This is a genomic window from Shewanella halifaxensis HAW-EB4 (assembly GCF_000019185.1).
Classification (GTDB): Bacteria; Pseudomonadota; Gammaproteobacteria; order Enterobacterales; family Shewanellaceae; genus Shewanella; species Shewanella halifaxensis.
Genome location: NC_010334.1, coordinates 1236566 through 1262155, shown reverse-complemented (window position 1 = coordinate 1262155; position 25590 = coordinate 1236566). Strand labels below are relative to the sequence as shown.

Here is a 25590-nt window from a genome sequence, read left to right as displayed (position 1 = left end):
AACCTACTTGTGTTTCGGCCTGTAAATTGAAACAAAAACAGACAAACAGTCTACTTAAGCATCACTTTCACAACTTTTTAGATTTTTTCACAGGCTTATTGTCACACTTTTAGGTAGTTTTACGACTTCAAACGCTTTCATTTACGAATAACGAAAACAAGTACTCGGGAGCGTCGATGAAAATCAGTTGCATATTCGTAACATGGCATTCGAGCCCAAAACACTATGCAAAAAAGGTAATGCGATTTTCTAGGGGATCGCTTAACCAAGCGTAAACAACATCATCCCGATAAGGGCACACAATGAGTGTAAAAAAAAATAAATTAGCAGCATTTGTGGTGCTATCTGCCTCGATGGCTGGCTTTAACAGCCAAGCGTTTGCAGAGGACGACCAAAAGCTGCTCAACATGTGTATCGCATGTCACGGAGTCGACGGGAGTAACGACTTCGCTTCTATCCCTAATTTAAAGGGACAAAACGTGCAGTACATGGTTGGACAACTAAAAAACTTTAAAACTGACAAACGCCAAGATAAGACGATGAGTAAAGTTGCCAAACTGCTAACCGAAGAGCAGATGCAGGCAATGGCAGTTTATTTCAATACTGGGAAGGAGCAAGACTAATGGCTATCGATAGACGTAATTTTTTAAAGGGCGCAGCAGCGACCTCTGTAACAGCCATGCTGCCACTAAACTGGGCCTTCGCATCAAACCGCCCAGCCGGTATTGAGCCAATGGACGTATCAGCTGTTAAGTGGAAGAATGTTGAAGACTTACCAAGCCACTTTAAAGTGCTTAACTCAAGCCCACTGAACGCCTTCCCACCTGAGCACTTGCTTGCACCAGTAAAAACACCAGCCGACGTTGCCTTTATCCGCTGGAACGGCAAGATGCCAGAGTTCGACAAGATTGATCCCAATACTTGGGAATTTACCGTTGACGGTGAGTCAATCGAAACACCTAAGACCTACACCATCGCCGAGCTTAAAAAGAAGTTCAAAACTCACACTCAGCAGCTGGTTCTAGAATGTGGTGGTAACAGCCGCGAGAACTTCTATCCAAATGCTAAGGGTAACCAGTGGAGTAACACTGCGGTATTCTGCGCAGAGTGGACTGGCGTATTGATTAAAGACGTTCTTGCCGATTGTGGCGTGAAGAGTGATGCTGTTTATACCGCTCACTACGGCGCAGATAAGCACATCAGCGGTAAAGGCGCAGCTATCTCTCGCGGTGTACCTATCGATGCAGCCATGAATGAAAACGGCATGATTGCCTGGGGCATGAACGGCGAAGATATTCCATACATGCACGGCTACCCGCTACGAATTGTATTTGGCGGCCGTCCAGGTTCTGTTTCACAGAAATGTGCAACAGGTATGGGCGTTCGTGATCGCGTGCACGACGGTAAGAAGATGGGCGCACCTGCTTATCAAGTGCCAAAGTTCCCTGTTGCCCCTGGTGAGAAAGTCGATAACAAAGACTTTAAGATCATCGAAGAGATGATTGTTAAGTCGCTTATCACTGCACCTCAAACCGGTAGTGAGCTCACTTTAGGTAAAACGCTTTCTGTCAGCGGCCATGCTTGGGCAGGTATGCGCGATGTCGCTAAAGTCGAAGTCAGCTATGACTACGGTACTACGTGGCAAACAGCCGCTTTAACTAAGCCTGTGAACCCAACAGCGTGGCAGCAGTGGAATATCGACCTAAAGCTTCCTCAGGCTGGCTACTTTGAGATTTGGGCTCGTGCGACTGATACCAAAGGCGACACTCAGCCTATGGTTCAACCACAGTGGAACCCGAAAGGTTACCTATTTAACGGCTGTCACCGAGTGGCAGTAAGGGTCGTATAATGAGAAAGACTCTGTTTACGGCAAGCCTGCTTGCCTTAAGTTGCCTCTCTCCTGCGATGGCTGCCGATGCAGCCAAGAGCTATCCAGTCGACCCTGAGTCAGGCCTTATTATGGCACCAGGTTGGGAGATGGTTAACTATCAGTGTAACGCTTGCCATACCACGTCAATTATCCCGCAGAACAAGGGTAACCGTGAAGTTTGGCGCGATACCATTCAGTGGATGGTTGATACCCAGGGTCTTTGGGACTTATCTGATACTTGGGATCCGGTTCTAGATTACCTATCGACTTATTATGATGAGACAGGTATCGACATGAAGATCTTTAGACGCAAGCCTTTGGACGCAAATCAAATGCCGCCAATGCCTTCTTCGAATGAGGAAAATTAGCATGTTGAATCATTATTCGAAGTCTGTGTTAGCCGCCAGCTTGTCATTATTGGTATCAGCAAGCGTATCGGCTCAAGTTACCGATACCTCGTTTAAAGACACGCTAGCAGTATCAGAGCTCAAGCTTGAAGCCAAGATTCTGAATTACAAAGCGGACTCGAGCAAGGGCGAAACCTTGGCCAACCAACGCTGTATCGCTTGTCATGGTGATGCCATGCTGGGCATGATGAAGACCTACCCAGATCTTAAGGGTCAAAAGGCCGCTTACCTATTCAAGCAGCTAGTTGACTTTAAGCGTGGCGATCGCACCGACCCTTTAATGCAAGGTCAGGCTGGCATGTTGTCTGAAACAGAAATGAAAGACATCGCCTATTACTACTCTACGCAAACTGCGTCAGATTTGAGCCAATAGTCTTAAGCGGTTCTTAGTATTAGCATTAAGCGGTTCTTAGTATTAGGCAGTTTTTAATATATGCCTTAAGCGGTCATAAATATTAGCAAAAGCCCGGATAATGACATTATCTGGGCTTTTTTATTTAAGCTCGATGAGCTCTATACGGTAACAGTATCAAGCATTTACAATTTCATAACAACATCAAATATAGTAAGATGATGTTTTAGCTTATTAGCGCCAGATTTCAAGGACTGCATATGCTCAAGAAACCTCAGACTCTTATCGTTCTTACCCTACTCGCCGCCTTATTAATGCTATATGCCGCCAATACTCAATTTAATCCAGAAAGCGACACGGTAACCATTAAGCAAGCGCCTAAAACTGTCGCCGCGGATCTCGCCCCCACCTCAGACTCAGATGAAACACAAACTAGCTTTATAAAAGTGTCTGACGAGCGTCCAACCAAAGCCCCAGAAGATATTCGTATCAACTCCCTTGATGAGCTGATGACGCTATTTGACTCACTCAATTACAACACCAAGAGCTGGCAAGAGGGCAACAGGGAAGTCCCACGACTCACCTTTGAATCGGTTAGTGAGCGCTGGCAAAAGACATCGAATCAAATACCAGTACAGCAAAAGAAAATGGTATTTTTCCGTTTGCTAGCCCCATTAATCTTGGTTGCGAATGAAAATATTCTTTTAGAACGTAGGCTGATTGAATCGGCGCCATTAGATGATGTTGTTTTACAGAGAATTGCCCAAAAGTACAAAATCACCAAGGATGCTGAGACGCCACTAACCGAGCAGCAGAGGCAAACTTTGTTAGAAGAGGTCGATATCATGCCGCCATCGCTTGTGCTTGCACAGGCTGCCGAAGAGAGTGGCTGGGCAACCTCACGCTTTACCGTTGAGGGCAATGGGACTTTAGCGGCAAGGGCATGATCCCTAAACAGCAGCGTAAAGAGTTAGGCAACTACGGTTTAGCCCGCTTTGATACACCACTCGCTTCTGTAGAAGGTTATATGCTTAACCTCAATACAAACAATGCCTATAAGCAGCTTAGAGAATTAAGAGCAAGTCTGCGCGCTGACAATAAACCCATTACAGGGCTAGAGCTTGCTGGAACCTTAGATAAATACTCCGAACGCGGCCAAGCCTATATTGATGGTATTCGCCAGATGATTAGCTATAACAAGTTAGATCAAGTCGATGAAGCTTATCTAAGTGATGCCGCGCCGCTACACTTAATACCAAGACCAGACTAAGCCCTCTTAACACAAAAAAGCCGTAAGCGATTTGCTTACGGCTTTTGTTTTCTAGCACTAGTTATATCAAGCTTTACTCTTACGTAAATAAGGCATTAACAGCAGCATGATACCAACAAGCAGGAATGGAATACTCAGCAGCTGTCCAGCACTAAAGGTCCAAGTATCGGCGTAAACAGCCTGCTTGACCTTAACCATCTCAATCAAGAAACGAGAGCTAAACACTAGCACTAAGAACAAACCAAAGATCGCGCCGTGTTTTTGCTTCATATCGGTGAGTTTATAGATAGCCCAAAGCAGTATGAAGATAAACAGGTAAGCAATCGCTTCATATAACTGCGCCGGATGTCGCGGCAACATGTCGACACGCTCGAACACAATCGCCCAAGGAACAGTGCTTGGTAAGCCTAAGATCTCTGAGTTGACAAAGTTGGCCATACGCACAAAGAAGCCAAAAATCGCCGTCGCAATCGCCAAGCGGTCTAACAAGAATAGGAAGGGTAATTTAACCTGACGCTGATAATAGTACAGGGCTAAAATCGCACCTAAGCCACCGCCATGACTGGCTAAACCGCCTTCCCAGATAGCAAAAATCTTCAATGGGTGACTAAAGTAATAAGCCGGGTCGTAGAATAGACAATGCGCCAAACGGGCACCGACGATAATTCCCACAACACAGTACATCAAAAGATTGTCTAACGACTCGACTGGCAAGCTCTCTTTAATATAGATACGTTTCATCACCTGAAAGCCTGAGGCTATCGCCAGTGCAAACAAGATGCCATACCAATGTACTTTAAGCCCCATAAAGCTGATCGCAACGGGGTCAATATTCCAAATAAAATGGTCCAAACTAAACCTTCCAAATCGGTTGTTTTAAATCAAAAAGACGATAACTCATGGGCAGTTTTACGCGTCAAAAAGCCATTTGGCAAGCACCACAGCTCATTAAATCTGTATTTTTACCTCTTCTATAAGAGATTCCATATATTAAAAAGCTCAACCGTTATTAACTTTCCCAAGGCGAGACAAACATAAACATCAAGCTTCAAACATTAGAATTCAATTTAAAATCCAACAATCTTATTTAGATAAACCATATAAACAACACTGGTCACATATCAAACAGCACCCATATATACAAAAATCACATTCTTGATATGCATCACATTACATATTTCAAATTAAAGATATGTTTCAAAAAAAACTCAAACAAACATAATTGAAAACAATAAAGCTAATACTTGCATTAACAACATACCTAACTACAAACATTTGCTTTGCAGAGGAAGTTAAAACCATTAAAGGTTTCACAATGGGCAATAGTTATAACATCAAGTGGAAGGAGAAAAAAATATCCGCTAATAGAATGCACCATATAAATACAAAGGTAAAAGCAAAGTTAACAGAATTAAATGAGACCATGTCGAGCTGGGATAACAACTCAGAGTTAAGCTTATTAAACAACTCCAAAGAAAAGCAGTTCAACATAAGCCCAGATCTCGAGTATGTAATAAGCGAGGCTATCAGAATTCATCATGTTACTCATGGAGCATTAGATATAACGGTTGATCCATTAATTAGTTTATGGGGCTTCGGTGCAACTGATCGAGAATATAACGTTCCTAGTCATACAGATATAAGTAAAACATTAAAATTTGTCGGCATGGATAAGATTAACGTTGCAGATGGTGCTCTAACTCGGACTTCTACAAAAGTGACCTTAAACTTATCATCTATAGCAAAAGGCTTTGCGGTGGATGCCGTAACCATCATTTTAGAGAAGAATCATATAAAGGACTATTTGGTAGATATTGGTGGAGAGATTAGATTAAACGGAACAAATTTGAATAATAAAAGTTGGAATGTTGGCATTGATAAACCTTTTGCATATTCAACTGGGCAAATAGAAATTGTAAAACTAAAGAATAGAGCTATTGCTACGTCAGGGAATTATCGAAAATATTTTGAGAGTAATGGAAAACACTACTCACACATAATAAACCCCAAGAATGGACAACCAGTTGAATATAAAATCGTATCTGCAACCGTGATAGCTGAACGCTGTATGACGGCTGATGGTTTTGCAACAGCCTTTATGGTTTTGCCAGTAAAGCAATCGCTAGATATTGCAAATAAGCACAACATACCAGTCATGCTAATAGAAGACAAATTTGGAAAGCTAATAACTCATTACTCTGTTCCATTTAATCGTATACAAGAAAAACAACTAAAAATGTGAAGTAACTAAAATAACTAAGGGTTTTATGATGAAAACAAAATTTAAACTAAGCCTGATATGTGTTTCTCTTTTAGCACTAACAGCGTGTAACGATGACGATTCAGATACATCTGGATTAGAATCTCAAATCGCTACACTTAAAACACAAAATATTGAGCTTACAGCAAACAATACAGCTCTAAAAGAAACAAATGGCAGTTTAGAAAGCGATAATACCAGTCTACAAGAAAAGGCTGTAAGCTATATAAATACTTTTAAAGATCAGTGTGCAGAAGCTGGCGTGAATTTCGACTACGTTGATCCGAATGCGCCAGCTACAGAAATCAGCATGCTTCCTAACTATATGGCTGCAGCAGAAGAAACGGACTGTCTAGCCTGCCACACCTATGAGGAGCCAATTAAGGTTCCCCACCAAGATTTTGGAAGTACATGTGCCAATTGCCACGATAACCCGCACTCTGACGATAAGCCTGTTGTTCCAGGTAACCCAACAGATCCTAGCTTCCCTCAACCACAACCTAACGACAGCTTAGTTGATGGTAAAACAGGTGCATCAGGATCTTTCTATTATACTCCAGGTTCATATTTAAATGCTGACTACCTAGCCACTCGACTAAATGGATCTATATATAACTTTGAATGGGCAGCCCCAACCGAAGATAATCCGGGAGTTAATACTTTAGAAGCTGCTTGTCAGCTAAAAGATCGCCAACATATCAAAGAGATGTTCCCTACTGATGGTAAGAGCTACATTCTAAATGGTTTCAGTAATCAGATGGGGGCGAAGCTTATCTCTACAACCAACAAATTTATTGACGAAACAACTAACAAACTTGTTGAAACGCCAAACATTTCGACTTTTGGTTATGGCATGAAGAAAAACGGTAATGATTATAATGTTTCTATGAACATAGGTAAGAATAATACTTGTTATAACGCAATCATGAACGGTGAAGCGCGCTTCAGTTACTATGAGTACGATCCTATGCTCTCTGGTAAACAAGAGCGTAACAAGGGTGCTCGTATCCTAGCGAAAATTGATTACGCTAAAACGTCCCTGAAAGGCGTTGACTGGGTTACTGAAGTCCCAGGATTAGGTGCGGGTGAGAACTTCACACCAGACCAAGTGAACTGGACACAAGTTGGCGCTTGCTCCCTTGTATTTAAAGTAGAAAGCATCATTCCACTCGGTTAACCTACCACTTAATACTGGAACGAAGATGGCTACTTAGGTAGCCATTTTTTCTTTTGATTTCATAACAGAAGATACTTATCTGCAATTAGATTCTGCGATTGTGCCGTCCCAGCCACCCGATATACATTTTGAATATAGCAATGTAACGCCCCACACACAGAAATTGAAAATAATTACTTATAACTCAGTTTCAAGGGATGAGCATTCTGTCGGTAAACCAACTTGATTTGAAGCAGCTTTTCGAGCCGAGTACACGTACCTGTGATTAACGATGGCGATAGTTCCTATGAGCTCTCAAGCTTGGCACGACTATCTATTTACCATTCAAAATGAACTCGCTGCCAGTGGCAGTGAGATTAGCAGCATGAACATCGCCATGGTGGGCGACCTTAAATTTGGTCACAGCGTGCACTCGCTTTCTCGCTGTTATGCATGTATAAAGATGTCAGCTTCACACTAGTATCACCAAAAGAGTTGGCAATGCCTGACTCTGTGATCATTGAAAATGCTTGGCATAAGATCACAATAACAGAGCAACTTGAAAGCAACTTAGACAGCGCTGATATACTCTATCCCGACGCATAATCAAGAAGAACGCTTCCCTTCTCAAAAAGTAGCGAATAAATACCGCGGTAAGTTCCGATTAAACCAAAGTATTTATACACAGCATTGCAAATCAAACACGGTGATCATGCATCCACCGCCACGAGACTCTCGTGAGCAAGCAGATAATGGTCTGTTGAGCCGCATGGCACTGTTTGCACTGACGTTAGGTGTTGACTCTCAACTCGAGCAATATGAGCGTCCAGTAAATTGGTATTCACAAAAAGCTGAAATTGAATCAGGTACTGAATTTTAAGGATTAAAAATGACCCGTTCCGACGAACTATTTGAACAAGCTAAAAAAACCATTCCTGGCGGCGTAAACTCTCCAGTCCGTGCATTTTCAGGTGTGGGTGGCTCTCCACGCTTTATCGAAAAAGCTGATGGCGCTTATATCTTTGACGCCGATGGTAAAAAATATATCGACTATGTAGGTTCTTGGGGCCCAATGATCTTAGGCCACAACCACCCAAAAATTCGCGAAGCGGTATTAGCTGCTGTTGAAAACGGCCTATCTTTCGGTGCACCAACTGAACTTGAAATCACTATGGCTGAAAAAGTCATCGAGATGGTGCCTTCAATAGAGCAAGTTCGTATGGTGAGTTCAGGGACTGAAGCCACCATGAGTGCGATTCGTTTAGCACGCGGTTTTACTAACCGTGACAAAATCCTTAAGTTTGAAGGTTGCTACCACGGCCACGCAGACTGCTTGTTAGTTAAAGCAGGTTCTGGCGCACTAACATTGGGTCAGCCAAGCTCTCCAGGTATTCCTGAAGACTTTGCAAAGCACACCCTAACTGCTACTTACAACGATCTAGATTCAGTTAAGGCTATCTTCGAGCAATACCCAGAAGAGATCTCTTGTATCATCATCGAGCCAGTTGCTGGCAACATGAACTGTATCCCGCCAATCGACGGTTTCTTACAGGGTCTACGCGCTATCTGTGATCAGTACGGCGCACTGATGATTATCGACGAAGTGATGACGGGGTTCCGCGTATCTAAGAGCGGTGCACAAGGTCACTACGGCGTCACGCCAGATCTTACGACGCTAGGTAAAGTTATCGGCGGCGGCATGCCTGTGGGTGCTTTCGGTGGTCGTAAAGATGTGATGCAGTTTATCGCACCAACAGGCCCAGTTTACCAAGCGGGTACGCTGTCTGGTAACCCAATTGCGATGTCGGCAGGCCTTGCACAGATGGAAGCGCTTTGTGAAGAAGGCGTTTACGAGCAACTAGCGGCTAAGACTCAGTATATTGCAGAAGGTTTTAAAGCTGCGGCAAACAAGCATGGCATTCCAATGGCAATCAACTACGTTGGTGGCATGTTTGGTTTCTTCTTCACAGACGAAGCGACTGTAACCAACTTTGCGCAAGTCACTAAGTGTGACACTGCACTGTTTGCTGAGTTCTACCACCTAATGCTAGATGAGGGTGTTTACCTAGCACCTAGCGCTTATGAAGCAGGTTTCCTATCACTTGCTCACGGTGAAGAAGAGCTTGAAGCGACACTAGCAGCTGCTGATCGCGTTTTTGCTAAGTTAGCAAAACGCTAATCGACTCGAAGTCTTAGCGCTGCTTAATCGCTAATAAAAGGAACACTTAGGTGTTCCTTTTTTGTATCCACCAGTTAGATTCCGACTCTTACCAGCACACTAAGTACTTAACCTAAAAGCGAGTAACGCATCAACTACAAGCATAAATAACCAAGAGAATAGTAAATAGCCAAATTTAGTAAACTACACCACTAAAGTAAGCAAAAGCTAAATCAAGCCCATACAAACTGCTACATCACAACCAAATAGCAGCATATATAACCAACGCACCACCTTAACAGCAGATATGAATCACACTTCTAAGCAATAAGTGATCAAGATAACTATTGCCTTATGGTTTTCACTATGGTCTGATCGCCCCGCTTCAACCTCTAACCTTAAAATAAACTTAAAATTGGTGGCCCGACATAAGTTTAGGTACGCCATAACACTACCTATGTGAGTCGCCCTATGTTGTACACATTTTTAATTTCACTCGCTGTACTTGCTTTGCTCAGTATTGTGTTTGAAGAGGTCACCCACCTCAATAAAGCGAAAACCACCCTCTTCCTGGGCTGTATCTCTTGGGTCGCGCTGTTTATGGCCGCCGGCGATCCTAGCCATGAAAAAATTATTGAGCATCAGCTCAATGAAAACCTGCTAGAAATTGCAACACTGTGGTTATTTCTAATGTCGACCATGACCTTCGTTGCCTATCTTAATGCAAAGGGAATGATTCAAATATTGGTACAAAAACTGTTTCCTCGTAAAGTTTCAGTGCGCATGTTGATGCTGCAAGTTGCGCTATTTTCGCTAGTGTTATCGGCAATATGTGACAACGTCACCGCAACCTTAGTATCCCTAGGTTTGCTGACAACCTTTAAGCTTGAGAAGCAGGTGCGCCGCCGTATGGCTGTACTTATCATCTTCGCCGTGAACTCTGGCGGCGTTGCATTGATAACCGGAGATGTCACCACCTTGATGATCTTCCTAGGCGGCCATGTGCAGATGTCTGAGTTACTCATGCTATTTATCCCGGCAGGAGTCAGCGTGATGCTATTAGCCGTTTTATTCTCGCTCAAGGCTGAGGGCGAAGTCAGTACGACACCAATAACCAAGCAAGTGCGTGCGGTTGATCTCCTTATTGCAGCGATTTTCTTTACTACGATTGTGATGACAATGGCACTTAACATCCTATTTGGTATTCCGCCAGTACTGACCTTCTTAACTGGTCTTTCGGTGATGTTTTTAGTCGGCCATACAACGAGAAGTGATAAAGAGGAACTACAAATCTTGGAGTACATTCGTCAAGTTGAATACGACACCCTACTGTTCTTCTTAGGCATTTTGCTACTGGTCGGCATGCTTAAAGAGATAGGTACTCTAGATCTGCTCACCCAAGTCTACTCACAGTTTGACCCAAATATCTCCAACTTTGTCGCGGGGATCGGCTCTGCACTTTTAGACAATGTGCCGTTAACGGCTGCACTACTTAAAGCTGAACCCATACTCAACACTCCGGAATGGTTAGGGCTCACTTACGCTGTAGGCGTGGGCGGTTCACTGCTGGTGATAGGGTCTGCCGCAGGTATTATTGCTATGAGCAAGGTCAAGGAGCTTACCTTTGTCAGCTACCTTAAATATGTGCCCGCTCTGACCCTTTGCTACACGGTTGGCTACGGTTTGACTCTATTTTTAGGTTACCATTTATATAGTTAGCGGCCTCTACAGTCGATAATTTGATGATAAAAAGCAAAAAGGCCTAGCACTTAGTTAGGCCTTTTTCAAAACGGTGTTATCTGCTTAAATCGCAGGTACTTTAAATTCAGTCCCTTGCACCGCAAGTACTACATCTCTAGGTCTTATCTCAACGATAGTCAGTTTGCCTTGAATGCTATCGCCCTCTTGCAATTCAGCACCATCAACATTTAACCAGCGATTCTCAGGCACGCTCGAGTAAACATGGGCATTGATATTAAACTCAGGGACTTGTAGCTGTAAACCAGCGGGTAGTTGACCATACTTAGGGATGGCGTCAGACTTTGGCGTAGTTGGAATAGGATCCAGTTTTTCCTCCGTCACAGGAGTTGCCACCGAATTTTCACGCTCAACATCTTTAAGCGCTGCTTCAAATACGGCTAACAAATTATTATTGTTAGCCGCCGACTCTGCGCGCTCAAGCCCGACATCATTAGCGGCATATTCAACTTGATACTTGAGTGACTCAAGCAGTTCGTCTCCACGCTGATTACTATTAGCACCTAAAATTATCGGCTCACTCTGATCCGGCGCTTGATCAGTACCTTGATTAATACTTTGATTAGAGACGGATTCACTCGCTTGCTCTACACTCTGTTGCGCCTTTAAAAGTGCAGCCATCAGATCGCCAGACGGCTCCTCTGCTGCAACATTGTTTGTCGGCAACACAGAAGCGGTAACGCCTTTGAGTTGAGTAACCGCTAAAGGCTGAGCGATTGGCAGCGCAACCTTCCCAGCAAGGCGGATCTCGGGCACAGACTCCGGTGTAGACGCAGAGTCGACCTCTTGGTGACCCACTGGTTGAGTCGACTCTTGCTTAGCTAACTCTAGCTTACCCAGCTCTTGTATATTAGAGGTCGAGTGGCTTTTTGAGTTCACGCTCGCCGTTTCCCCCAATCCATTATTAACTGCCGACTCAGGATACAATGCCTGACTCAATAGCCAAGCGGATAAAATCATCAACAGCAATAAAGAGACAAAAATTGCGGCATGTTTAAGCCCTTTACCACGCCCTTGCTTCGCCTTATATTGCGCCCTCGGAGTTAACACCACATCATGGGTAATCGATTGAGATTGTTGCTTATCTCGAGTCACTGCATCGAGTAAAATCGACATTAATACAACCTCTGGCTTTGACCGAGTCGCGGCCCTGCATCACTTAAATACAGATTAAGCTGCACAAGGGTTTGCGTACCAGCGATCCCATCTGCAATCAAACCATGTTGACGCTGAAACGCCTTTAACTTCTGCTCAAGCTGCGGGTCAAAATGGCTAACGAGTCTCGGCGGAGTATCGGTAATGCGCGCCAAACTATTCTCTAACCATTGGATCTGCGCCTGATTGGCCGACTGGCCTATCTCTTTAGGCTGATGTTGAGGCGCTTGCCACAGGAGTTCAAAGGTGCCGGTAAAGTGACGATTAAACCAGTCTCGGCTCACCCATAGTTGCTGCTCATCAAGCTGCAACAAAATTTGTTCGCCCTGACGTGACACCACAGTGCCATAAAATGCTTGATCGTTATCATCGACCATATAGACAACCGCAGGATAATTTAGGCGTACTAAAGAGTGCCAATTCCCCTGTTGCTGGAAACAGTCTAGTCCCTGCTGCTTTGCCGATTGGCACGCCGATAGCCCAATGTAAGGGACCTTACCCCACAACCCCAAAATACTGGCGTAAGCAGTATCAATATCACGGCTTTGCGAGATAGCAGTATTAAGTACGCGTTGGCTATTGCTTAAGTGGTTACTACTCGTCTCCTGCTTAGCGGGGATCACCTGGGCCACTGGCGCAGCTTGTGTCGCCTCGACACTGGGACTCGCTATCATGCCAGATGGACTAAACAGGTAAAAAGCGATACCAAAGGTAGCAAGCAGCGACGCTGCGATCCCGGCAGGTAGCAACAGACTCCTCTTCTGTGGCTCTTCACCTAACACCTCAGCTGAAGCCAAGCGCACCATTTTATTATCGATAGGCACTTTAGATTGAGCATAACTGGCCATTAATGCACGCTCACATAGCAAGTTTATCAGCCTTGGAATGCCATCACTATATTTGTGCAGCGCCTTAATCGCACTCTTGTGGAACAGCGGCTCATGACGCCCGGCGACCTGTAGTCGATGCTGTACATATAGCGCAACTTCTTCAAGGGTTAAAGGTAATAGATGATAGCGGGCGGTAATTCGCTGGGCCAATTGGCGCAGCTCTTGTCTTTTAAGCAGTTGCTGTAACTCAGGCTGACCAATCAAAATAACTTGCAGTAGCTTTTTAGTATCTGTTTCTAGATTAGTGAGTAGCCTCAATTGCTCAAGAACCTCAGCCCTTAAGTGCTGCGCCTCATCGATGATCAATACCGTATTACGGCCTTTACTGTGATTCTCAAGCAGGAACTTACTGATGAGATCAGTAAGCTGTTTAAGGCTCGGATTTTCACCATAAACAATCCCTAACTCATCACACAGTGTTGCCAGTAATTCAGACTCTGTCAGTGAGGGATTTAATATAAATGCCGTATCGGTATTGTCTGGAAGCTGTTTAAGTAGGCAGCGAGAAACAGTAGTTTTCCCAGTCCCGACCTCACCGGTTAACAATACAAAACCACCGGTTTCACCCAGTCCATAAGTAAGATGTGCCAAAGCTTCTCTATGGCGATCACTCAAAAACAGATAATGAGGGTTCGGCGCGATAGAAAATGGATTGTCATTTAAGCCAAAGAAAGCCTTATACATGCGAGCTTTTATCCTTTTAAAACCATGTAGACCCAGTGACTACCACCGGGCTAGACCTATTACGCGCAATAAAAACACACCGACCGAGGGATCACATTACCGTGTTCTACCAGTCGATATGTCATTAATTTTATGTAGCGGATAAACGAAGCCGCATACCGTAAACATTGGCATAAATCTAGAATTATGCCTCACGTTAAAGCCAACAACAGGACTTGTCAAAATTTGCTGTAACTTATTCAGCTAAAGTACGTTCAATGTCAAATTCAGCTCAGTATCTACCAATTTCTAAAGACATATTAGACATCCCCCCCTCAAGAATTAGCCCTAGAGCCCAATGGATCCATGCTACACTCGCCACTAAGTTATCAAGTGAGAATCGATGTGAAAATTTACCTTGTTGGCGGCGCAGTCCGCGATAAACTACTCAACCTTCCAGTAAAAGATCTTGACTATATGGTCGTCGGTGCGACACCTAAGCAGATGCTTGCACTTGGCTATAATCAAGTAGGTAAAGATTTCCCCGTTTTTTTACATCCCAAGACTCAGCAAGAATATGCTCTGGCACGTACCGAGCGCAAAACTGCAGCGGGCTACGGTGGATTTAGTGTCGATGCAGCGCCTAGCGTCACCTTAGAGCAAGATCTTATGCGCCGAGACTTAACGATCAACGCCATCGCACAAGATGAAGAAGGTAACCTCTACGATCCCTACCAAGGCATTCAAGCCATCGAAAAACGCAGCCTAAGACACGTATCCGACGCCTTTGTCGAAGACCCATTAAGGGTATTGCGAGTCGCCCGCTTTGCCGCCCGTTTTCACTCCCTTGGCTTTACCGTGGCACCAGAAACTCTGACGTTAATGGCTGAAATAAGCCAAAGCGGAGAACTGCAAGCCTTAACCGCTGAGCGTGTCTATATTGAGTTAAACAAAGCATTAGCCACCGATAACCCACAAATATTCTTCCAAGTATTAAGAGACTGCGGCGCACTGGCGGTGTTATTTCCGGAAATTGAAGCACTATTTGGTGTACCGCAACCTGAAAAATGGCATCCTGAAATCGATACAGGTGTTCACACTATGATGGTGCTCGAACAAGTTGCCAAGCTAACCGATGATAACTCGGTGCGCTTTGCCGCATTGGTACACGATCTAGGTAAGGCATTAAGCCCTAAAGAGCACCTACCTAAACACCATGGTCACGGCCAAAAAGGACTCCCCTTAATCAAATCTCTGTGTGAGCGCTTTAGGGTACCTAATGAGTATCGTGACTTAGCGCTACTGGTCAGCGACCAACATCAAAACATCCACAAGATCACCGAGCTTAGGGCCGATACCCTAGTGAAATTGTTTGATAAGGCCGATTTTTGGCGCAAACCACAACGTCTTGAGCAGCTGCTAATCGCCTGTGAAGCTGACAGTAAAGGGCGCGCAGGACTTGAATTTAGCCCTTATCCTCAGGCTAGTTACCTTAAGCAATGTTTTGCCGCCGCATCGGCAGTAGAGGTCAAGTCCATCATAGAGCAGGGCTATAAAGGTACAGAGATCCGCGAGCAGTTGAGCATCAAACGAATTGCTGCAGTACAGGAAGTTAAAGGCTTGCAGGCAATACCTGCAGAATAAATAAACATAAAAAGTTTACATTTATAGACTAGTATTAGAGGTGTATTATTTGTGAATAATTTACACTTCACTAGCAATTGCTTAAATTTTCACTAAGTTATTCAGAGCTTAGCGTTAAAATGCATAGCAATAATTTTTGTGTGTGACATAATTAACTGGTTCAGTTGTGAATGTACAGCTGTACTTATTTAATCCAACCTATACAAAGGGAATTCCCGATGAACAAAAAAGTACTTATGATTGCTGGTGTAGCAATGACTGCCCTACTAGGTGGCTGTGCAAACACTACTGCTCTTGAAGAAAGCGTTGCCAACCTAGGTAACAAAGTTGACCAGCTTTCTGCTGAAGTTAGCTCTCTAAAGTCTGACCACGCTAAAATGTCAGCTGACATCAACGATGCCACTGCTGCAGCTCTAGTAGGTGTTGCAGAAGCTGAACGTGCTAACGCTCGTATCGACAACATCGCTACTTCTTACAAGAAGTAATATGTTTAGGAATTTGGCCTAGTTTTCATTCAGGCTAACTCCCAAGGCTTGGTTTCAAGTATTGTACTTAACCAAGCCTTTAATTTATCTGTTGTAGTATTTTCCTCTCGTTCTCCCGACCATCAAATTACCACTATCCCCTGTAGCCACGGATATCATTTATCTCGTGACAATAATTAAAGCAATAAAAAAGCGCCCAATGTGGACGCCTTCAAAATGATAAACAAAGCGATTAGCTTTGGATATTCACCGGGATCCCTGACCGTGTGAGTAAGGCATCATTGGCTTTGGTGTAATCGACATCATCTTTACCAATAAACTCAACCACACCACGTTTCATCTCACTCACAGTATCGGCCTTACCACCTGTGGTTGATAACGGAGAGTGCACCTCAATCAACTGACGTCCATCAGGCTCAGTCGACGTTTTAACCGTTTCATTAATAATAGTGACCCGCTCGCCGTACTTCACCTTATCGAATAACCATTCGATGTCATCTGGGTTTAGACGAATACAGCCCGCACTCACACGCATACCTATACCAAAGTCCTTGTTAGTTCCGTGGATGAGATAGCTACCGTCACCATAAGAGAGCTGAATCGCAAACTTACCTAATGGGTTATCCGGTCCAGCGGGAACCACACGCGGTAATTCTTCGCCGCGCTCCTCTAAGTGATCTTTACGAATGCTTGCTGGCGGTGTCCAACTGGGATTAGGAATCCGCGACTTAATCTTGGTTACCATTTCAGGGGTTTCACGACCAACGCGGCCAATCCCCACGGGGAACACATGCACTTCTTTACCGCCTTTAGGGAAGTAATACAAACGCAGCTCGGCTAAGTTAATCACTATGCCTTTATGCGGTACGTCTGGCAGCAACATCTGAGTTGGGATCAATAAACGGGTGCCTGGCGTTGGTAAAAATGGGTCAACACCAGGGTTTGACTCCATCAATTCCAAAATACCGATATTGTATTGCTTCGAAATCGTCTGGAAGAAATCCCCCTTTTGAACGACGTGCTCTTGCAACTCCCCAACTAGGCGACTGCCATCTTGAGGAATTGAATAAACATTGGCAAATGAAGCCAGTGGCAAAAATGCCAAGATGAACAACAGCAAATTACGCATCATCAGTTTTTCGGTTTCCGTTTAGTTGAATAAGCAAAGATTACCCTGAGCGCAGATTATTTTCTAGTCATCACATTAATAACAAAGTCGATTTCTAGTGCATCGAACTGAGCATGTTGAATTTGATGACGCACCTTATCATTTGCACGCCATGCATAAGGCGTCATCTCAAGTAGCGCAATAGCCTGTTCGCCTGACACGCTTGCAGTCAGAGATAAGCGCTCACTATGCTGTAATTCGAGCTCTTTCGGTAAATTATCACTGACCGCTTTTTCAGATAAGTCAGGGTAGATAAACTCACGTATTTGCCATAAATGCCTTGGACCTGCAGCCACTTGCAGCAACACGCCGTCTTGCTTCAAAATGCGCGTTAACTCTTTGCCTTTGAGTGGCTTGTCAATTAAGGTCACCAAGTCAAAACTGTCATTAGCAAAAGGTAAGTGCTTCAATGTCGAGACGATATAGGTTGGGCTAGGCTCTGCTTTAGCCGCGGCAAATATTGCATTCTCGGCTTCGCAAATACCCGTTTGCGTTAATGCCAGTTCAGGCTTTAATTCAGCTAAAATCCCCTTAACCGTACGCAAGAAGTAACCATCACCACAATCAAAGTCAAGCTGAGATAACGCCTCAGCAGAGGTGACTTGAGGTAATTCAGCAATCACCTTGGCAATCGCTTGTGCCAGCGGGATATAGATCCCCGACTCAAGTACATAGCGTTTAGCACGCATCACTGCGCGTGAGTCTGCTTTAGGTTTTTTGGGTTGGCTAAACACCCAGTAGCCCTGCTCATTAATGTCAAAGTGATGCTTGTTCTCACAGTGCAAGCCTTTCGACTCTTCATGCACCATAAAAGGTGACTGACATACAGGACAAAGATAAATACTATTCATAACACGCTCATCAATTAGCTTGAATGATAAATTATAGGGTGGCTTACCCTACAATTATAAAAAGATAAAACCACATAACACCGCACCTAATGCGAGGCGATAAACCACAAATGGTGTCATTCCCATCTTGCTGATGATCTTTAAGAAGTAATGAATACAGATGTATGCCGCAATAAATGACACCACAATACCCAGACCTAATGCTTGATAATCGATAACTTGACCGCTATCCAATAGATCTTTGGTCACCAGAATCGCGGCACCTAAGCTCACTGGTACCGACATCAAAAATGAAAAACGTGCTGCAGCCTCACGACTTAACCCCAGCATCAGTGCCGCTGTAATCGTCGCACCAGAACGAGAAGTGCCAGGAATAAGCGCCATCGCCTGTGCAATACCAATCACTAACGCTTTTTTCCAGCCAACTTGAAACTCGTTAAAACCTTCACGCTGCATTTTATCCGCCCACCACAGTAGTAGACCGAAAATAATGGTGGTAGCTGCAATGACTTCAATACTGCGAAAATGCGTTTCGATAAAACCTTTAGCGCTAAAACCAACAATCACCGCAGGAATAGTCGCTAAAATAATCCACCAAGATAACTTACTCTCTTGAGTTTGCTTACCCGTAACAATACTGCTTGTCCACGCGGTAAACATAGATAACAGCTCGCGGCGAAAGTACATCACTACGGCTAATAACGAGCCCGTATTGACCGCCACATCAAACGACAAACCTTGATCTTCCCAGCCCAACAGCTGAGCAGGTAAAATAAGGTGAGCGGAACTTGAGATCGGCAAAAACTCGGTGAGGCCCTGAATAAGAGCCAATATAATCACCTGAAAGGTATCCATAACTATCCTAAATCAAAAAAGGTTTTACTTAGACCAGCTAAATTCAACTGGCCATAATGATTGCTGACTCTTGTCGTAGCTATCCCAAAGGGTTTGATACGACTGTTTGACAACAGGGTGGGTTAAAGAGGGGGCGATTTCAGCTAATGGCCATAAAACAAAGGCATTATAAAGGATCTCCGCTCTAGGAAGCTCTATTGGCTGAGTACTAACTGTATCGTCATACAACAACAGATCTAAATCTAAGGTTCTTGGGGCAAACTTCTTGGCACCTTTCACTCGGCCGTGGCTTTGTTCAATCTGTTTAAACCTGTTAACCACGTCAGCTATCGGTAGTTCAGTTTGGGCTGCAACCACCATATTGAGAAAATTAGTGCCTTCAAAACCCACAGCTTCACTTTCAAATACCGATGACAGTTCGAGAGTTTCAAAATAGTAATCAAGATCAGTTAGCGCGGCCTTAAGGTAACGTTCTGGTTCAATATTACTGCCAAGGCTTATAAAAATCTTCGCCATCTATGCATAACCTCTTTCAATCTCAACACCCACTGCAGACGCTGTAGGTACAGCGCCGGGTTTCATCACCTTAACTTTTACCCATGGCACATTGAATTCACTCATCACGCAGGTCGCAATCATTTCAGCCACGGTTTCAATCAGCTCTATCGGCTTTTCAGTGATCAAAGCAGTCAAGCGGTTAGACACGGTCTCATAGCAAAGTGCATGTTGATAATCATCACTTGCCGCCGCTAAGCGGTTATCCCAAGCCATGTCTAGATCGATAAGCAAGCTCTGGTGGATCTGCTTTTCCCACTCATAGATCCCGATGACGGTTTCAATTCTAAGTTCTCTAATCAGTACTTTATCCATGATTTCTCCAAAACTTTAATCCATGACTCTGAGGTCAGATAAGCTAAAACGAACAAAAGGGATATAATCCGCCACAAAGCTGAAATATTACGCTAACGCTCTTTCTAACGAGACTAAACCAAAGTAGGATATCTCTCGCTATATAAAGAATTATTAAAAATTGTTGCTTTGAGAGCAAGGCTGCTATCAAGGCGTTTCAGACAATATTTGATGCACTCGTTATGTGTTTAATTCATCTACAACTAACAAAACACACAAGCACATTTTTTATGTGGCGCGATGATACCCTAAGACGGATAAGGAAACCAATTTGACTCTAACAGTACTCACCATAGTCATAATCGTGGGCGCCTATTTGGCGGGCTCAGTATCGAGTGCAGTTTTAGTATGTAAAATTCGTGGTCTTCCCGACCCTCGAACCCAAGGCTCGGGCAATCCAGGCGCGACTAATGTACTGCGTATCGGCGGAGCCAGTTCAGCGGCTCTAGTGCTATTTTGTGACATGCTAAAAGGCGCGGCGCCAGCTTATCTAGCTTTTAGACTCGGAGTCGATCCGATTGCACTGGGTGTTATTGCCATTGCCGCCTGTCTTGGTCATATATTTCCCATTTTCTTTGGCTTCAAAGGCGGTAAAGGTGTCGCAACAGCATTCGGCGCTATGGCTCCTATCGGTCATGACTTAGCACTTTGCCTCCTGGCATCTTGGATAGTTCTTGTTCTAGTCACCCGTTACTCATCGTTCGCCGCAATTTGTACAGCATTGCTTGCTCCGGTTTACACTTGGTGGCTTGATGACAGGTTTACCATTCCGGTTGCCATGCTTTCAACTTTGATAGTGATTCGCCATAAAGACAACATTAAGCGCCTACTTAAAGGTGAAGAGTCTAAGGTTTCACGAAAAAAAACATAGCGACACTCGCACAAAAAACCGTTAAAGATTAATTAACTAGCAATGTTTAATCTCATTAGCTTATAGCGCTTAAATATCCCCTATTGTTCGTCCCCTTAGCAAGAATGAATATTTCAGAAATGGCTTTTTAACCAAGGCTAGCTATACTTTCTCCGATTGCTTTTTATTAATCGCGTCAATTTTGACTGGGTTGCTTGCTTAACCAAGCCGCTCCCCGTTCTGACACTACCTCGAATACAGCGCTCAGCCTCTTTGAGCCTGTCAGTAAAGCTATTGTGTTCTCTTCTTTTGAGTACCTTTTTTATGGTTCCACAATTAAGTGAAGCTGATATGGATACCATTGCCGATGCATTGGTTGAAACCGGCTATATCGTTCTGCCCGACACACTACCGCCATCTGTATGTGAGCAGTTATTACAGAGTTCCAAAAGTGCCACTTGGGATGACTTTCGCCCGGCGGCGATTGGACGTGGTAGCGAACAACAACGGATTGAAAGTATTCGTAGCGATCAAATTCGCTGGCTTTCGGAGCAACATCCGACAGATAAATTCTACCTTGAGCTCATGACACAACTGCGCCAAGGCATGAACAAGCGACTGTTTTTGGGACTATTTGATTTTGAAAGTCACTACGCCATTTATGAGCCAGGTGCATTTTATCAAAAGCACTCTGATGTGTTGCAGGGAACAAGAAACCGTATTTTAACCTCAGTCTTATTCCTTAACCATGACTGGAGGAGCGAGCATGCGGGTGAATTAGTCATTTATGATGAAAACGATAATAAACTAGAAACTATTGCGCCTGAGTTTGGTAAATGGGTGGTATTTTTAAGCGAGCGCTTCCCCCATGAAGTGCTACGCACCGAAGTGAACCGCTACAGTATCGCTGGCTGGTTCCGTGTCAGTAACGCCAATCACGGATTCTGATAATCGAAACGGTATCAACAAAAACGGCGCTCTATGAGCGCCGTTTTTCTAGTTACCTTTAAATCTTAATCTACAGGCTCTAAGGTATCGAGCGGCCATCTTGGCTGCCCTTTTACCGCCAAATCTTCAACTTGTCCGGCTTTTAAGCGCTGTAAGCCCGCATAGGCGATCATCGCGCCGTTATCGGTACAAAATTCGCCCCGAGGGTAATACACTTTTCCGCCAAGGCCTTGCATCATTTCGCTTAACGATGCGCGTAAGCGGGTATTGGCGCTTACGCCGCCCGCTATCACTAAGTTTTTATAACCTGTTTGCTTCAATGCACGCTTACACTTGATCCCTAAGGTATCGACCACCGCCTCTTCAAAGGCACAGGCGATATTGGCGCGAGTTTGCTCGTCTTTAGGCTCTGCCGCAATGGTGTTCGCCGCAAAGGTTTTAAGGCCTGAGAAACTCATGTTAAGTCCAGGTTTATCAGTCATTGGGCGCGGAAAACGGTAACTGTTTGGCACACCTTTGGCAGCCAACTTAGATAGCCTTGGGCCACCTGGATAATCGAGCCCCATCAGCTTAGCGGTCTTATCGAACGCTTCACCCGCTGCGTCATCAACTGACTCTCCAAGTACGGTATAGCGACCAATCCCTTCAACACCCACAAGCATTGAGTGACCACCAGAAACCAATAGCGCAAGAAACGGAAACTCTGGTACATCATCTTCAAGCATCGGCGCCAATAAATGCCCTTCCATGTGGTGTACACCAATAGCAGGCTTATCCCATGAAAAAGCCAATGCGCGACCGACACAAGCACCGACTAGTAGCGCGCCAATAAGACCAGGTCCTTTGGTATAGGCAATACCATCGAGATCCTCGATAGTCATGTCAGCATCCGCTAACGCTTGGCGTATTAAAGGTACAATTTTGCGGACATGGTCGCGAGAAGCCAACTCTGGCACTACCCCACCATAGTCGGCATGCAATTTAACCTGACTGTAAAGCGCATGCGACAGCAAGCCTTTTTCATCATCATAAACCGCAATCCCTGTTTCATCACAGGATGTTTCAATACCTAGAACCCGCATTATTTCTCGTCTTCGGTTGACATAATTACCGCTAATTCTACCTGCTGTGCTTTAATTACTCCATAGTCCTATCGCGGTCTGCGGATAATATCGCCTAATATGCCCTATTCAGATCACTTTAAGGGGTTTACAAGAGGGTACGAGTCGGTATAGAATTCCGCACCATTTTTAAATAATCTGAGTCAAGTAATTGTCTCAATACAACCTACACCTAAGGGGTGATGGCGTATGCCAATTATTAAAGTACGTGAAAACGAACCATTCGACGTAGCTCTACGTCGTTTCAAGCGCTCTTGTGAAAAAGCTGGTATCTTAGCTGACGTTCGCGCTCGTGAATTCTACGAGAAGCCAACAACTGCACGTAAGCGTGCTAAAGCCGCTGCAGTTAAGCGTCTAGCTAAGAAGCTTTCTCGCGAAAACGCACGTCGCGTACGTTTATATTAATCTCATTATGAGCCTAATTGATCAGCTAAAAGACCAAATGAAAGAAGCCATGCGCGCGAAAGAAAAGCTGCGTTTGGGGACTATTCGTATGGCACTAGCCGCCGTTAAACAGATTGAAGTGGATACCCGCGAAGCTCTGACTAACGACCAAGCTATAGCGGTCTTAACCAAAATGGTAAAGCAGCGTCGTGACTCTATTGCTCAATATACAGCAGCAGGTCGTGACGAGCTAGCGCAGATAGAAGCAGAAGAAATTCTAGTTTTAGAAGAATTTTTGCCTCAACCTCTAACTGAAGAGGAAGTTACTGCGTTGGTTGATGCGAGCATCTCTGAGATGGGAGCATCCACCATGGCGGATATGGGTAAAGTAATGGGAGCATTAAAACCAAAGGTAATGGGTAGAGCTGACATGGCGGCAATTGGCGCTATGATCCGTGCAAAACTCAAGTAACTTTAGTTTTATTGCATGAATGAGCCGTGCTTCTGCGCGGCTTGTTTGTTTTCGAAATTCCCAAATTTATTTCACGTGATTTTTGATTTCACGTAACTTTTGATTTCACGTAAAAAGGCGGCATTTAACAACACTAATGGCGATACCTCGTGATTTTATAAATGAGCTAGTAGCTCGCACTGATATTGTCGATCTCATCGACCCTAAAGTGCCCCTAAAAAAGGCGGGTAAAAACCACTCTGCCTGTTGTCCTTTTCATAGCGAAAAATCTCCCTCTTTTACTGTCAGCAGAGACAAACAGTTTTATCATTGTTTTGGCTGCGGAGCACACGGCAACGCTATCGATTTTGTCATGGAATATGACCGACTCGACTTTGTTGATGCTATTGAAGAACTCGCCGGACAACTTGGACTCGAAGTCCCAAGGGAACAAGGCACTGGCAAACCACGCGATCAAGAGCTGAGTCGCGACTTATATCAGTTGATGGAAGAGGCTAGCCTGTTCTTTCAAAGCCAACTTAGGCAACATACAGACAAACAAAAAGTCCTTGATTATCTTAAACATCGAGGCCTTTCAAAAGAAGTGGTTGAACACTTCAATATCGGCTTTGCACCCGATGGCTGGGATGGTCTACTAAGCCGTTACCGCCAAAACCAAGACTCGCAAGATAAACTGCTTACCGCAGGCATGGTCATCGAGAATGACAGTGGCAAACGCTACGATAGATTCCGCGACCGTTTAATGTTCCCAATCAGGGACCGACGCGGACGAGTGATCGGCTTTGGCGGCCGAGTGTTAGGTGACGGTACACCGAAGTACTTGAATTCGCCAGAAACGCCCATATTTCATAAAGGCAATGAGCTTTATGGTCTATACGAATTAAAACAGCGTCACCGCGAACCGCAAAGAGTCTTGATTGTTGAAGGCTATATGGATGTTGTGGCACTGGCACAGTTTGACGTTGACTACGCTGTCGCCTCACTCGGTACCTCGACAACGGCTGAACAATTTCAGTTATTACTACGTAGTGCAAAAGAGGTCATCTGCTGTTATGACGGTGACAAAGCGGGTAAAGAAGCCGCATGGCGAGCGTTAGAAACAGCATTGCCACTACTCAAACCCGGTAATCAGGTTCGATTTATGTTCCTTCCTGAGGGGGAAGATCCCGACACCTTGGTTAGACAAATTGGCAAACAAGAGTTTGAAGCGCAAATCGACCAAGCTATGGCGCTACCTGAGTTTTTGTTTGAGAACCTTATAAAAACTTACGGCAATGAAGATAAGAGTGTTTTGGCAAAAAATGCCATTAAACTCATAGAAAAAGTACAGGACACCGTATTACAGAGCCTGTTACTCGAAGATTTAGCACATAAGCTAAGAATGAACGGTGCCGATGAACTTAAGCGAAAATTTAACTTTTCGACTAAGGCGGCCGAAAAGCCAAATCAGCACAAAGCGTTGAAAGGACGTGGTACGCCTCTGCGATTAGCCATTGCATTGCTAGTACAACATCCGCATTTGGGTGAAAAACTACCCGAACAACCAGCGCTAAAACATATACAGATGGCTGGCATTGATTTGCTAACCCTTGTATTAGATTTAACTCGCGGGCAAGTGATAACCAGCGCACAACTACTTGAACAGTTCAGGGGCGATAACCAATTCAGCACCCTAAAAAAACTGACCCAATGGGATCATCAAGTGGCGGATGAAAACTTGCTACAAAAGTTAAAAGAAACCCTCGTGTGGTTAAATAACCAGTATCTTGAACAACGTTATCAGGAACTGAGTATGAAGAAGAATCTCACGAAAGAAGAGCGGTTACAGCTTAGTAAGCTAATTTCAGTGATTAAAAACAAGGCTTAATTGAAAATACAGCCTCAAAAGTAAACACTTGGACTAGCACAGAGAAGCACCGAAGGCTATAATTGACGACTTGCGCGGCTGTTTTTTGCCCGTCGTT

The 25590-nt window shown here is 44.4% G+C and carries 26 protein-coding genes and 1 pseudogene; 18 read left to right on the top strand and 9 right to left on the bottom strand.

Annotated elements, in window-relative coordinates; translation table 11 throughout:
* Positions 1-302: 302 nt before the first annotated feature.
* From SHAL_RS05250 to SHAL_RS23400, 6 genes are all read left to right on the top strand, one after another.
* Positions 303-623, top strand: coding sequence for a c-type cytochrome (locus tag SHAL_RS05250; protein WP_012276149.1), 321 nt, complete (start codon positions 303-305; stop codon positions 621-623).
* The gene (locus tag SHAL_RS05245) at positions 623-1849 is read left to right on the top strand and encodes a molybdopterin-dependent oxidoreductase (protein ID WP_012276148.1); all 1227 of its coding nucleotides are present in this window, start codon (positions 623-625) and stop codon (positions 1847-1849) included. Before SHAL_RS05250 ends, SHAL_RS05245 begins: the two co-directional genes overlap by 1 nt.
* On the top strand, positions 1849-2238 hold the full coding sequence (locus SHAL_RS05240; RefSeq protein ID WP_012154240.1) for a hypothetical protein: 390 nt from the start codon (positions 1849-1851) through the stop codon (positions 2236-2238). The genes SHAL_RS05245 and SHAL_RS05240 overlap by 1 nt, the downstream gene beginning before the upstream one ends.
* Position 2239: 1 nt before the next feature.
* On the top strand, positions 2240-2650 hold the full coding sequence (locus SHAL_RS05235; protein ID WP_012276147.1) for a c-type cytochrome: 411 nt from the start codon (positions 2240-2242) through the stop codon (positions 2648-2650).
* A gap of 239 nt (positions 2651-2889) precedes the next feature.
* Complete coding sequence (locus SHAL_RS05230) at positions 2890-3576, top strand: glucosaminidase domain-containing protein (RefSeq protein WP_223296243.1); 687 nt, start codon at positions 2890-2892, stop codon at positions 3574-3576.
* The gene (locus SHAL_RS23400) at positions 3573-3899 is read left to right on the top strand and encodes a glucosaminidase domain-containing protein (protein ID WP_223296242.1); all 327 of its coding nucleotides are present in this window, start codon (positions 3573-3575) and stop codon (positions 3897-3899) included. Before SHAL_RS05230 ends, SHAL_RS23400 begins: the two co-directional genes overlap by 4 nt.
* Before the next feature lie 66 nt (positions 3900-3965).
* Here SHAL_RS23400 and lgt read toward each other — a convergent pair whose 3' ends face one another.
* Positions 3966-4751: a prolipoprotein diacylglyceryl transferase gene (gene lgt / locus SHAL_RS05225; protein ID WP_012276146.1), complete on the bottom strand. Its 786-nt coding sequence runs from the start codon at positions 4749-4751 to the stop codon at positions 3966-3968.
* Positions 4752-5121: 370 nt separating this feature from the next.
* Between lgt and SHAL_RS05220 the strand changes: the two genes are divergently transcribed.
* The 5 genes and pseudogenes from SHAL_RS05220 (at position 5122) to nhaD (ending at position 11192) form a co-directional block, all read left to right on the top strand.
* Positions 5122-6141: an FAD:protein FMN transferase gene (locus SHAL_RS05220; RefSeq protein WP_150102061.1), complete on the top strand. Its 1020-nt coding sequence runs from the start codon at positions 5122-5124 to the stop codon at positions 6139-6141.
* Between the two features lie 25 nt (positions 6142-6166).
* On the top strand, positions 6167-7336 hold the full coding sequence (locus SHAL_RS05215) for a hypothetical protein (RefSeq protein ID WP_150102060.1): 1170 nt from the start codon (positions 6167-6169) through the stop codon (positions 7334-7336).
* A gap of 237 nt (positions 7337-7573) precedes the next feature.
* Positions 7574-8195, top strand: a pseudogene (locus SHAL_RS05210) (aspartate carbamoyltransferase); the annotation flags it as partial.
* A 9-nt stretch (positions 8196-8204) separates the two neighbouring features.
* Positions 8205-9494: a glutamate-1-semialdehyde 2,1-aminomutase gene (gene hemL / locus SHAL_RS05205; protein ID WP_012276143.1), complete on the top strand. Its 1290-nt coding sequence runs from the start codon at positions 8205-8207 to the stop codon at positions 9492-9494.
* Between the two features lie 450 nt (positions 9495-9944).
* Positions 9945-11192 (top strand): sodium:proton antiporter NhaD, encoded by a 1248-nt coding sequence (gene nhaD, locus SHAL_RS05200; protein ID WP_012276142.1) that lies wholly within the window; start codon positions 9945-9947, stop codon positions 11190-11192.
* A gap of 84 nt (positions 11193-11276) precedes the next feature.
* On the opposite strand, the gene SHAL_RS05195 is transcribed toward nhaD, so the two are convergent.
* Both SHAL_RS05195 and SHAL_RS05190 read right to left on the bottom strand, forming a co-directional pair.
* Complete coding sequence (locus tag SHAL_RS05195) at positions 11277-12347, bottom strand: general secretion pathway protein GspB (RefSeq protein ID WP_012276141.1); 1071 nt, start codon at positions 12345-12347, stop codon at positions 11277-11279.
* Positions 12347-13960: an ExeA family protein gene (locus tag SHAL_RS05190; protein ID WP_012276140.1), complete on the bottom strand. Its 1614-nt coding sequence runs from the start codon at positions 13958-13960 to the stop codon at positions 12347-12349. The genes SHAL_RS05195 and SHAL_RS05190 overlap by 1 nt, the downstream gene beginning before the upstream one ends.
* A 384-nt stretch (positions 13961-14344) precedes the next feature.
* Between SHAL_RS05190 and SHAL_RS05185 the strand changes: the two genes are divergently transcribed.
* Both SHAL_RS05185 and SHAL_RS05180 read left to right on the top strand, forming a co-directional pair.
* The gene (locus SHAL_RS05185) at positions 14345-15583 is read left to right on the top strand and encodes a multifunctional CCA addition/repair protein (RefSeq protein WP_041416264.1); all 1239 of its coding nucleotides are present in this window, start codon (positions 14345-14347) and stop codon (positions 15581-15583) included.
* Positions 15584-15801: 218 nt separating this feature from the next.
* Complete coding sequence (locus tag SHAL_RS05180; protein ID WP_012276138.1) at positions 15802-16068, top strand: Lpp/OprI family alanine-zipper lipoprotein; 267 nt, start codon at positions 15802-15804, stop codon at positions 16066-16068.
* A 232-nt stretch (positions 16069-16300) separates the two neighbouring features.
* On the opposite strand, the gene SHAL_RS05175 is transcribed toward SHAL_RS05180, so the two are convergent.
* From SHAL_RS05175 to folB, 5 genes are read right to left on the bottom strand one after another with little or no spacing between them, the layout of a single operon-like run.
* Positions 16301-17200, bottom strand: coding sequence for a L,D-transpeptidase family protein (locus tag SHAL_RS05175; RefSeq protein WP_012276137.1), 900 nt, complete (start codon positions 17198-17200; stop codon positions 16301-16303).
* A gap of 53 nt (positions 17201-17253) precedes the next feature.
* Positions 17254-18087 carry a putative RNA methyltransferase gene (locus tag SHAL_RS05170; protein ID WP_012276136.1) on the bottom strand — a complete coding sequence of 278 codons (834 nt, stop codon included), beginning with the start codon at positions 18085-18087 and terminating at the stop codon, positions 17254-17256.
* A 54-nt stretch (positions 18088-18141) separates the two neighbouring features.
* Entirely contained in the window at positions 18142-18942 is an 801-nt protein-coding gene (locus SHAL_RS05165) for an undecaprenyl-diphosphate phosphatase (RefSeq protein WP_012276135.1), read from the bottom strand.
* 24 nt (positions 18943-18966) lie between these two features.
* Positions 18967-19458, bottom strand: a complete 492-nt coding sequence (folK, locus tag SHAL_RS05160) for a 2-amino-4-hydroxy-6-hydroxymethyldihydropteridine diphosphokinase (protein ID WP_012276134.1) — start codon at positions 19456-19458, stop codon at positions 18967-18969.
* Entirely contained in the window at positions 19459-19812 is a 354-nt protein-coding gene (gene folB, locus SHAL_RS05155) for a dihydroneopterin aldolase (protein ID WP_012276133.1), read from the bottom strand.
* A gap of 310 nt (positions 19813-20122) precedes the next feature.
* On the opposite strand from folB, the gene plsY reads away from it, so the two are divergent.
* Together plsY and SHAL_RS05145 are read left to right on the top strand one after the other, a co-directional pair.
* Positions 20123-20722, top strand: coding sequence for a glycerol-3-phosphate 1-O-acyltransferase PlsY (gene plsY / locus SHAL_RS05150; RefSeq protein ID WP_012276132.1), 600 nt, complete (start codon positions 20123-20125; stop codon positions 20720-20722).
* A 303-nt stretch (positions 20723-21025) separates the two neighbouring features.
* Positions 21026-21649, top strand: a complete 624-nt coding sequence (locus tag SHAL_RS05145; RefSeq protein ID WP_012276131.1) for a 2OG-Fe(II) oxygenase — start codon at positions 21026-21028, stop codon at positions 21647-21649.
* Positions 21650-21714: 65 nt separating this feature from the next.
* Here SHAL_RS05145 and tsaD read toward each other — a convergent pair whose 3' ends face one another.
* Positions 21715-22731: a tRNA (adenosine(37)-N6)-threonylcarbamoyltransferase complex transferase subunit TsaD gene (gene tsaD, locus SHAL_RS05140; protein ID WP_012276130.1), complete on the bottom strand. Its 1017-nt coding sequence runs from the start codon at positions 22729-22731 to the stop codon at positions 21715-21717.
* 228 nt (positions 22732-22959) lie between these two features.
* Between tsaD and rpsU the strand changes: the two genes are divergently transcribed.
* From rpsU to dnaG, 3 genes are all read left to right on the top strand, one after another.
* Positions 22960-23175, top strand: a complete 216-nt coding sequence (gene rpsU, locus SHAL_RS05135; RefSeq protein WP_006080725.1) for a 30S ribosomal protein S21 — start codon at positions 22960-22962, stop codon at positions 23173-23175.
* A 7-nt stretch (positions 23176-23182) separates the two neighbouring features.
* On the top strand, positions 23183-23626 hold the full coding sequence (locus SHAL_RS05130) for a GatB/YqeY domain-containing protein (protein ID WP_012276129.1): 444 nt from the start codon (positions 23183-23185) through the stop codon (positions 23624-23626).
* Between the two features lie 136 nt (positions 23627-23762).
* Positions 23763-25493, top strand: coding sequence for a DNA primase (gene dnaG / locus SHAL_RS05125; RefSeq protein WP_012276128.1), 1731 nt, complete (start codon positions 23763-23765; stop codon positions 25491-25493).
* Positions 25494-25590 lie beyond the last annotated feature (97 nt).

Bases quoted from the DNA above. Each gene is read 5' to 3' on its own strand.
- dnaG (WP_012276128.1), top strand. From the start codon at position 23,763: ATGGCGATACCTCGTGATTTTATAAATGAGCTAGTAGCTCGCACTGAT.
- hemL (WP_012276143.1), top strand. From the start codon at position 8,205: ATGACCCGTTCCGACGAACTATTTGAACAAGCTAAAAAAACCATTCCT.
- SHAL_RS05245 (WP_012276148.1), top strand. From the start codon at position 623: ATGGCTATCGATAGACGTAATTTTTTAAAGGGCGCAGCAGCGACCTCT.
- SHAL_RS05190 (WP_012276140.1), bottom strand. From the start codon at position 13,960: ATGTATAAGGCTTTCTTTGGCTTAAATGACAATCCATTTTCTATCGCG.
- rpsU (WP_006080725.1), top strand. From the start codon at position 22,960: ATGCCAATTATTAAAGTACGTGAAAACGAACCATTCGACGTAGCTCTA.
- folB (WP_012276133.1), bottom strand. From the start codon at position 19,812: ATGGATAAAGTACTGATTAGAGAACTTAGAATTGAAACCGTCATCGGG.
- SHAL_RS05170 (WP_012276136.1), bottom strand. From the start codon at position 18,087: ATGAATAGTATTTATCTTTGTCCTGTATGTCAGTCACCTTTTATGGTG.
- SHAL_RS05145 (WP_012276131.1), top strand. From the start codon at position 21,026: ATGGTTCCACAATTAAGTGAAGCTGATATGGATACCATTGCCGATGCA.
- tsaD (WP_012276130.1), bottom strand. From the start codon at position 22,731: ATGCGGGTTCTAGGTATTGAAACATCCTGTGATGAAACAGGGATTGCG.
- SHAL_RS05175 (WP_012276137.1), bottom strand. From the start codon at position 17,200: ATGATGCGTAATTTGCTGTTGTTCATCTTGGCATTTTTGCCACTGGCT.
- SHAL_RS05130 (WP_012276129.1), top strand. From the start codon at position 23,183: ATGAGCCTAATTGATCAGCTAAAAGACCAAATGAAAGAAGCCATGCGC.
- SHAL_RS05180 (WP_012276138.1), top strand. From the start codon at position 15,802: ATGAACAAAAAAGTACTTATGATTGCTGGTGTAGCAATGACTGCCCTA.
- SHAL_RS05195 (WP_012276141.1), bottom strand. From the start codon at position 12,347: ATGTCGATTTTACTCGATGCAGTGACTCGAGATAAGCAACAATCTCAA.
- SHAL_RS05230 (WP_223296243.1), top strand. From the start codon at position 2,890: ATGCTCAAGAAACCTCAGACTCTTATCGTTCTTACCCTACTCGCCGCC.
- SHAL_RS23400 (WP_223296242.1), top strand. From the start codon at position 3,573: ATGATCCCTAAACAGCAGCGTAAAGAGTTAGGCAACTACGGTTTAGCC.
- folK (WP_012276134.1), bottom strand. From the start codon at position 19,458: ATGGCGAAGATTTTTATAAGCCTTGGCAGTAATATTGAACCAGAACGT.
- SHAL_RS05250 (WP_012276149.1), top strand. From the start codon at position 303: ATGAGTGTAAAAAAAAATAAATTAGCAGCATTTGTGGTGCTATCTGCC.
- SHAL_RS05215 (WP_150102060.1), top strand. From the start codon at position 6,167: ATGATGAAAACAAAATTTAAACTAAGCCTGATATGTGTTTCTCTTTTA.
- SHAL_RS05240 (WP_012154240.1), top strand. From the start codon at position 1,849: ATGAGAAAGACTCTGTTTACGGCAAGCCTGCTTGCCTTAAGTTGCCTC.
- SHAL_RS05165 (WP_012276135.1), bottom strand. From the start codon at position 18,942: ATGGATACCTTTCAGGTGATTATATTGGCTCTTATTCAGGGCCTCACC.
- nhaD (WP_012276142.1), top strand. From the start codon at position 9,945: ATGTTGTACACATTTTTAATTTCACTCGCTGTACTTGCTTTGCTCAGT.
- SHAL_RS05235 (WP_012276147.1), top strand. From the start codon at position 2,240: ATGTTGAATCATTATTCGAAGTCTGTGTTAGCCGCCAGCTTGTCATTA.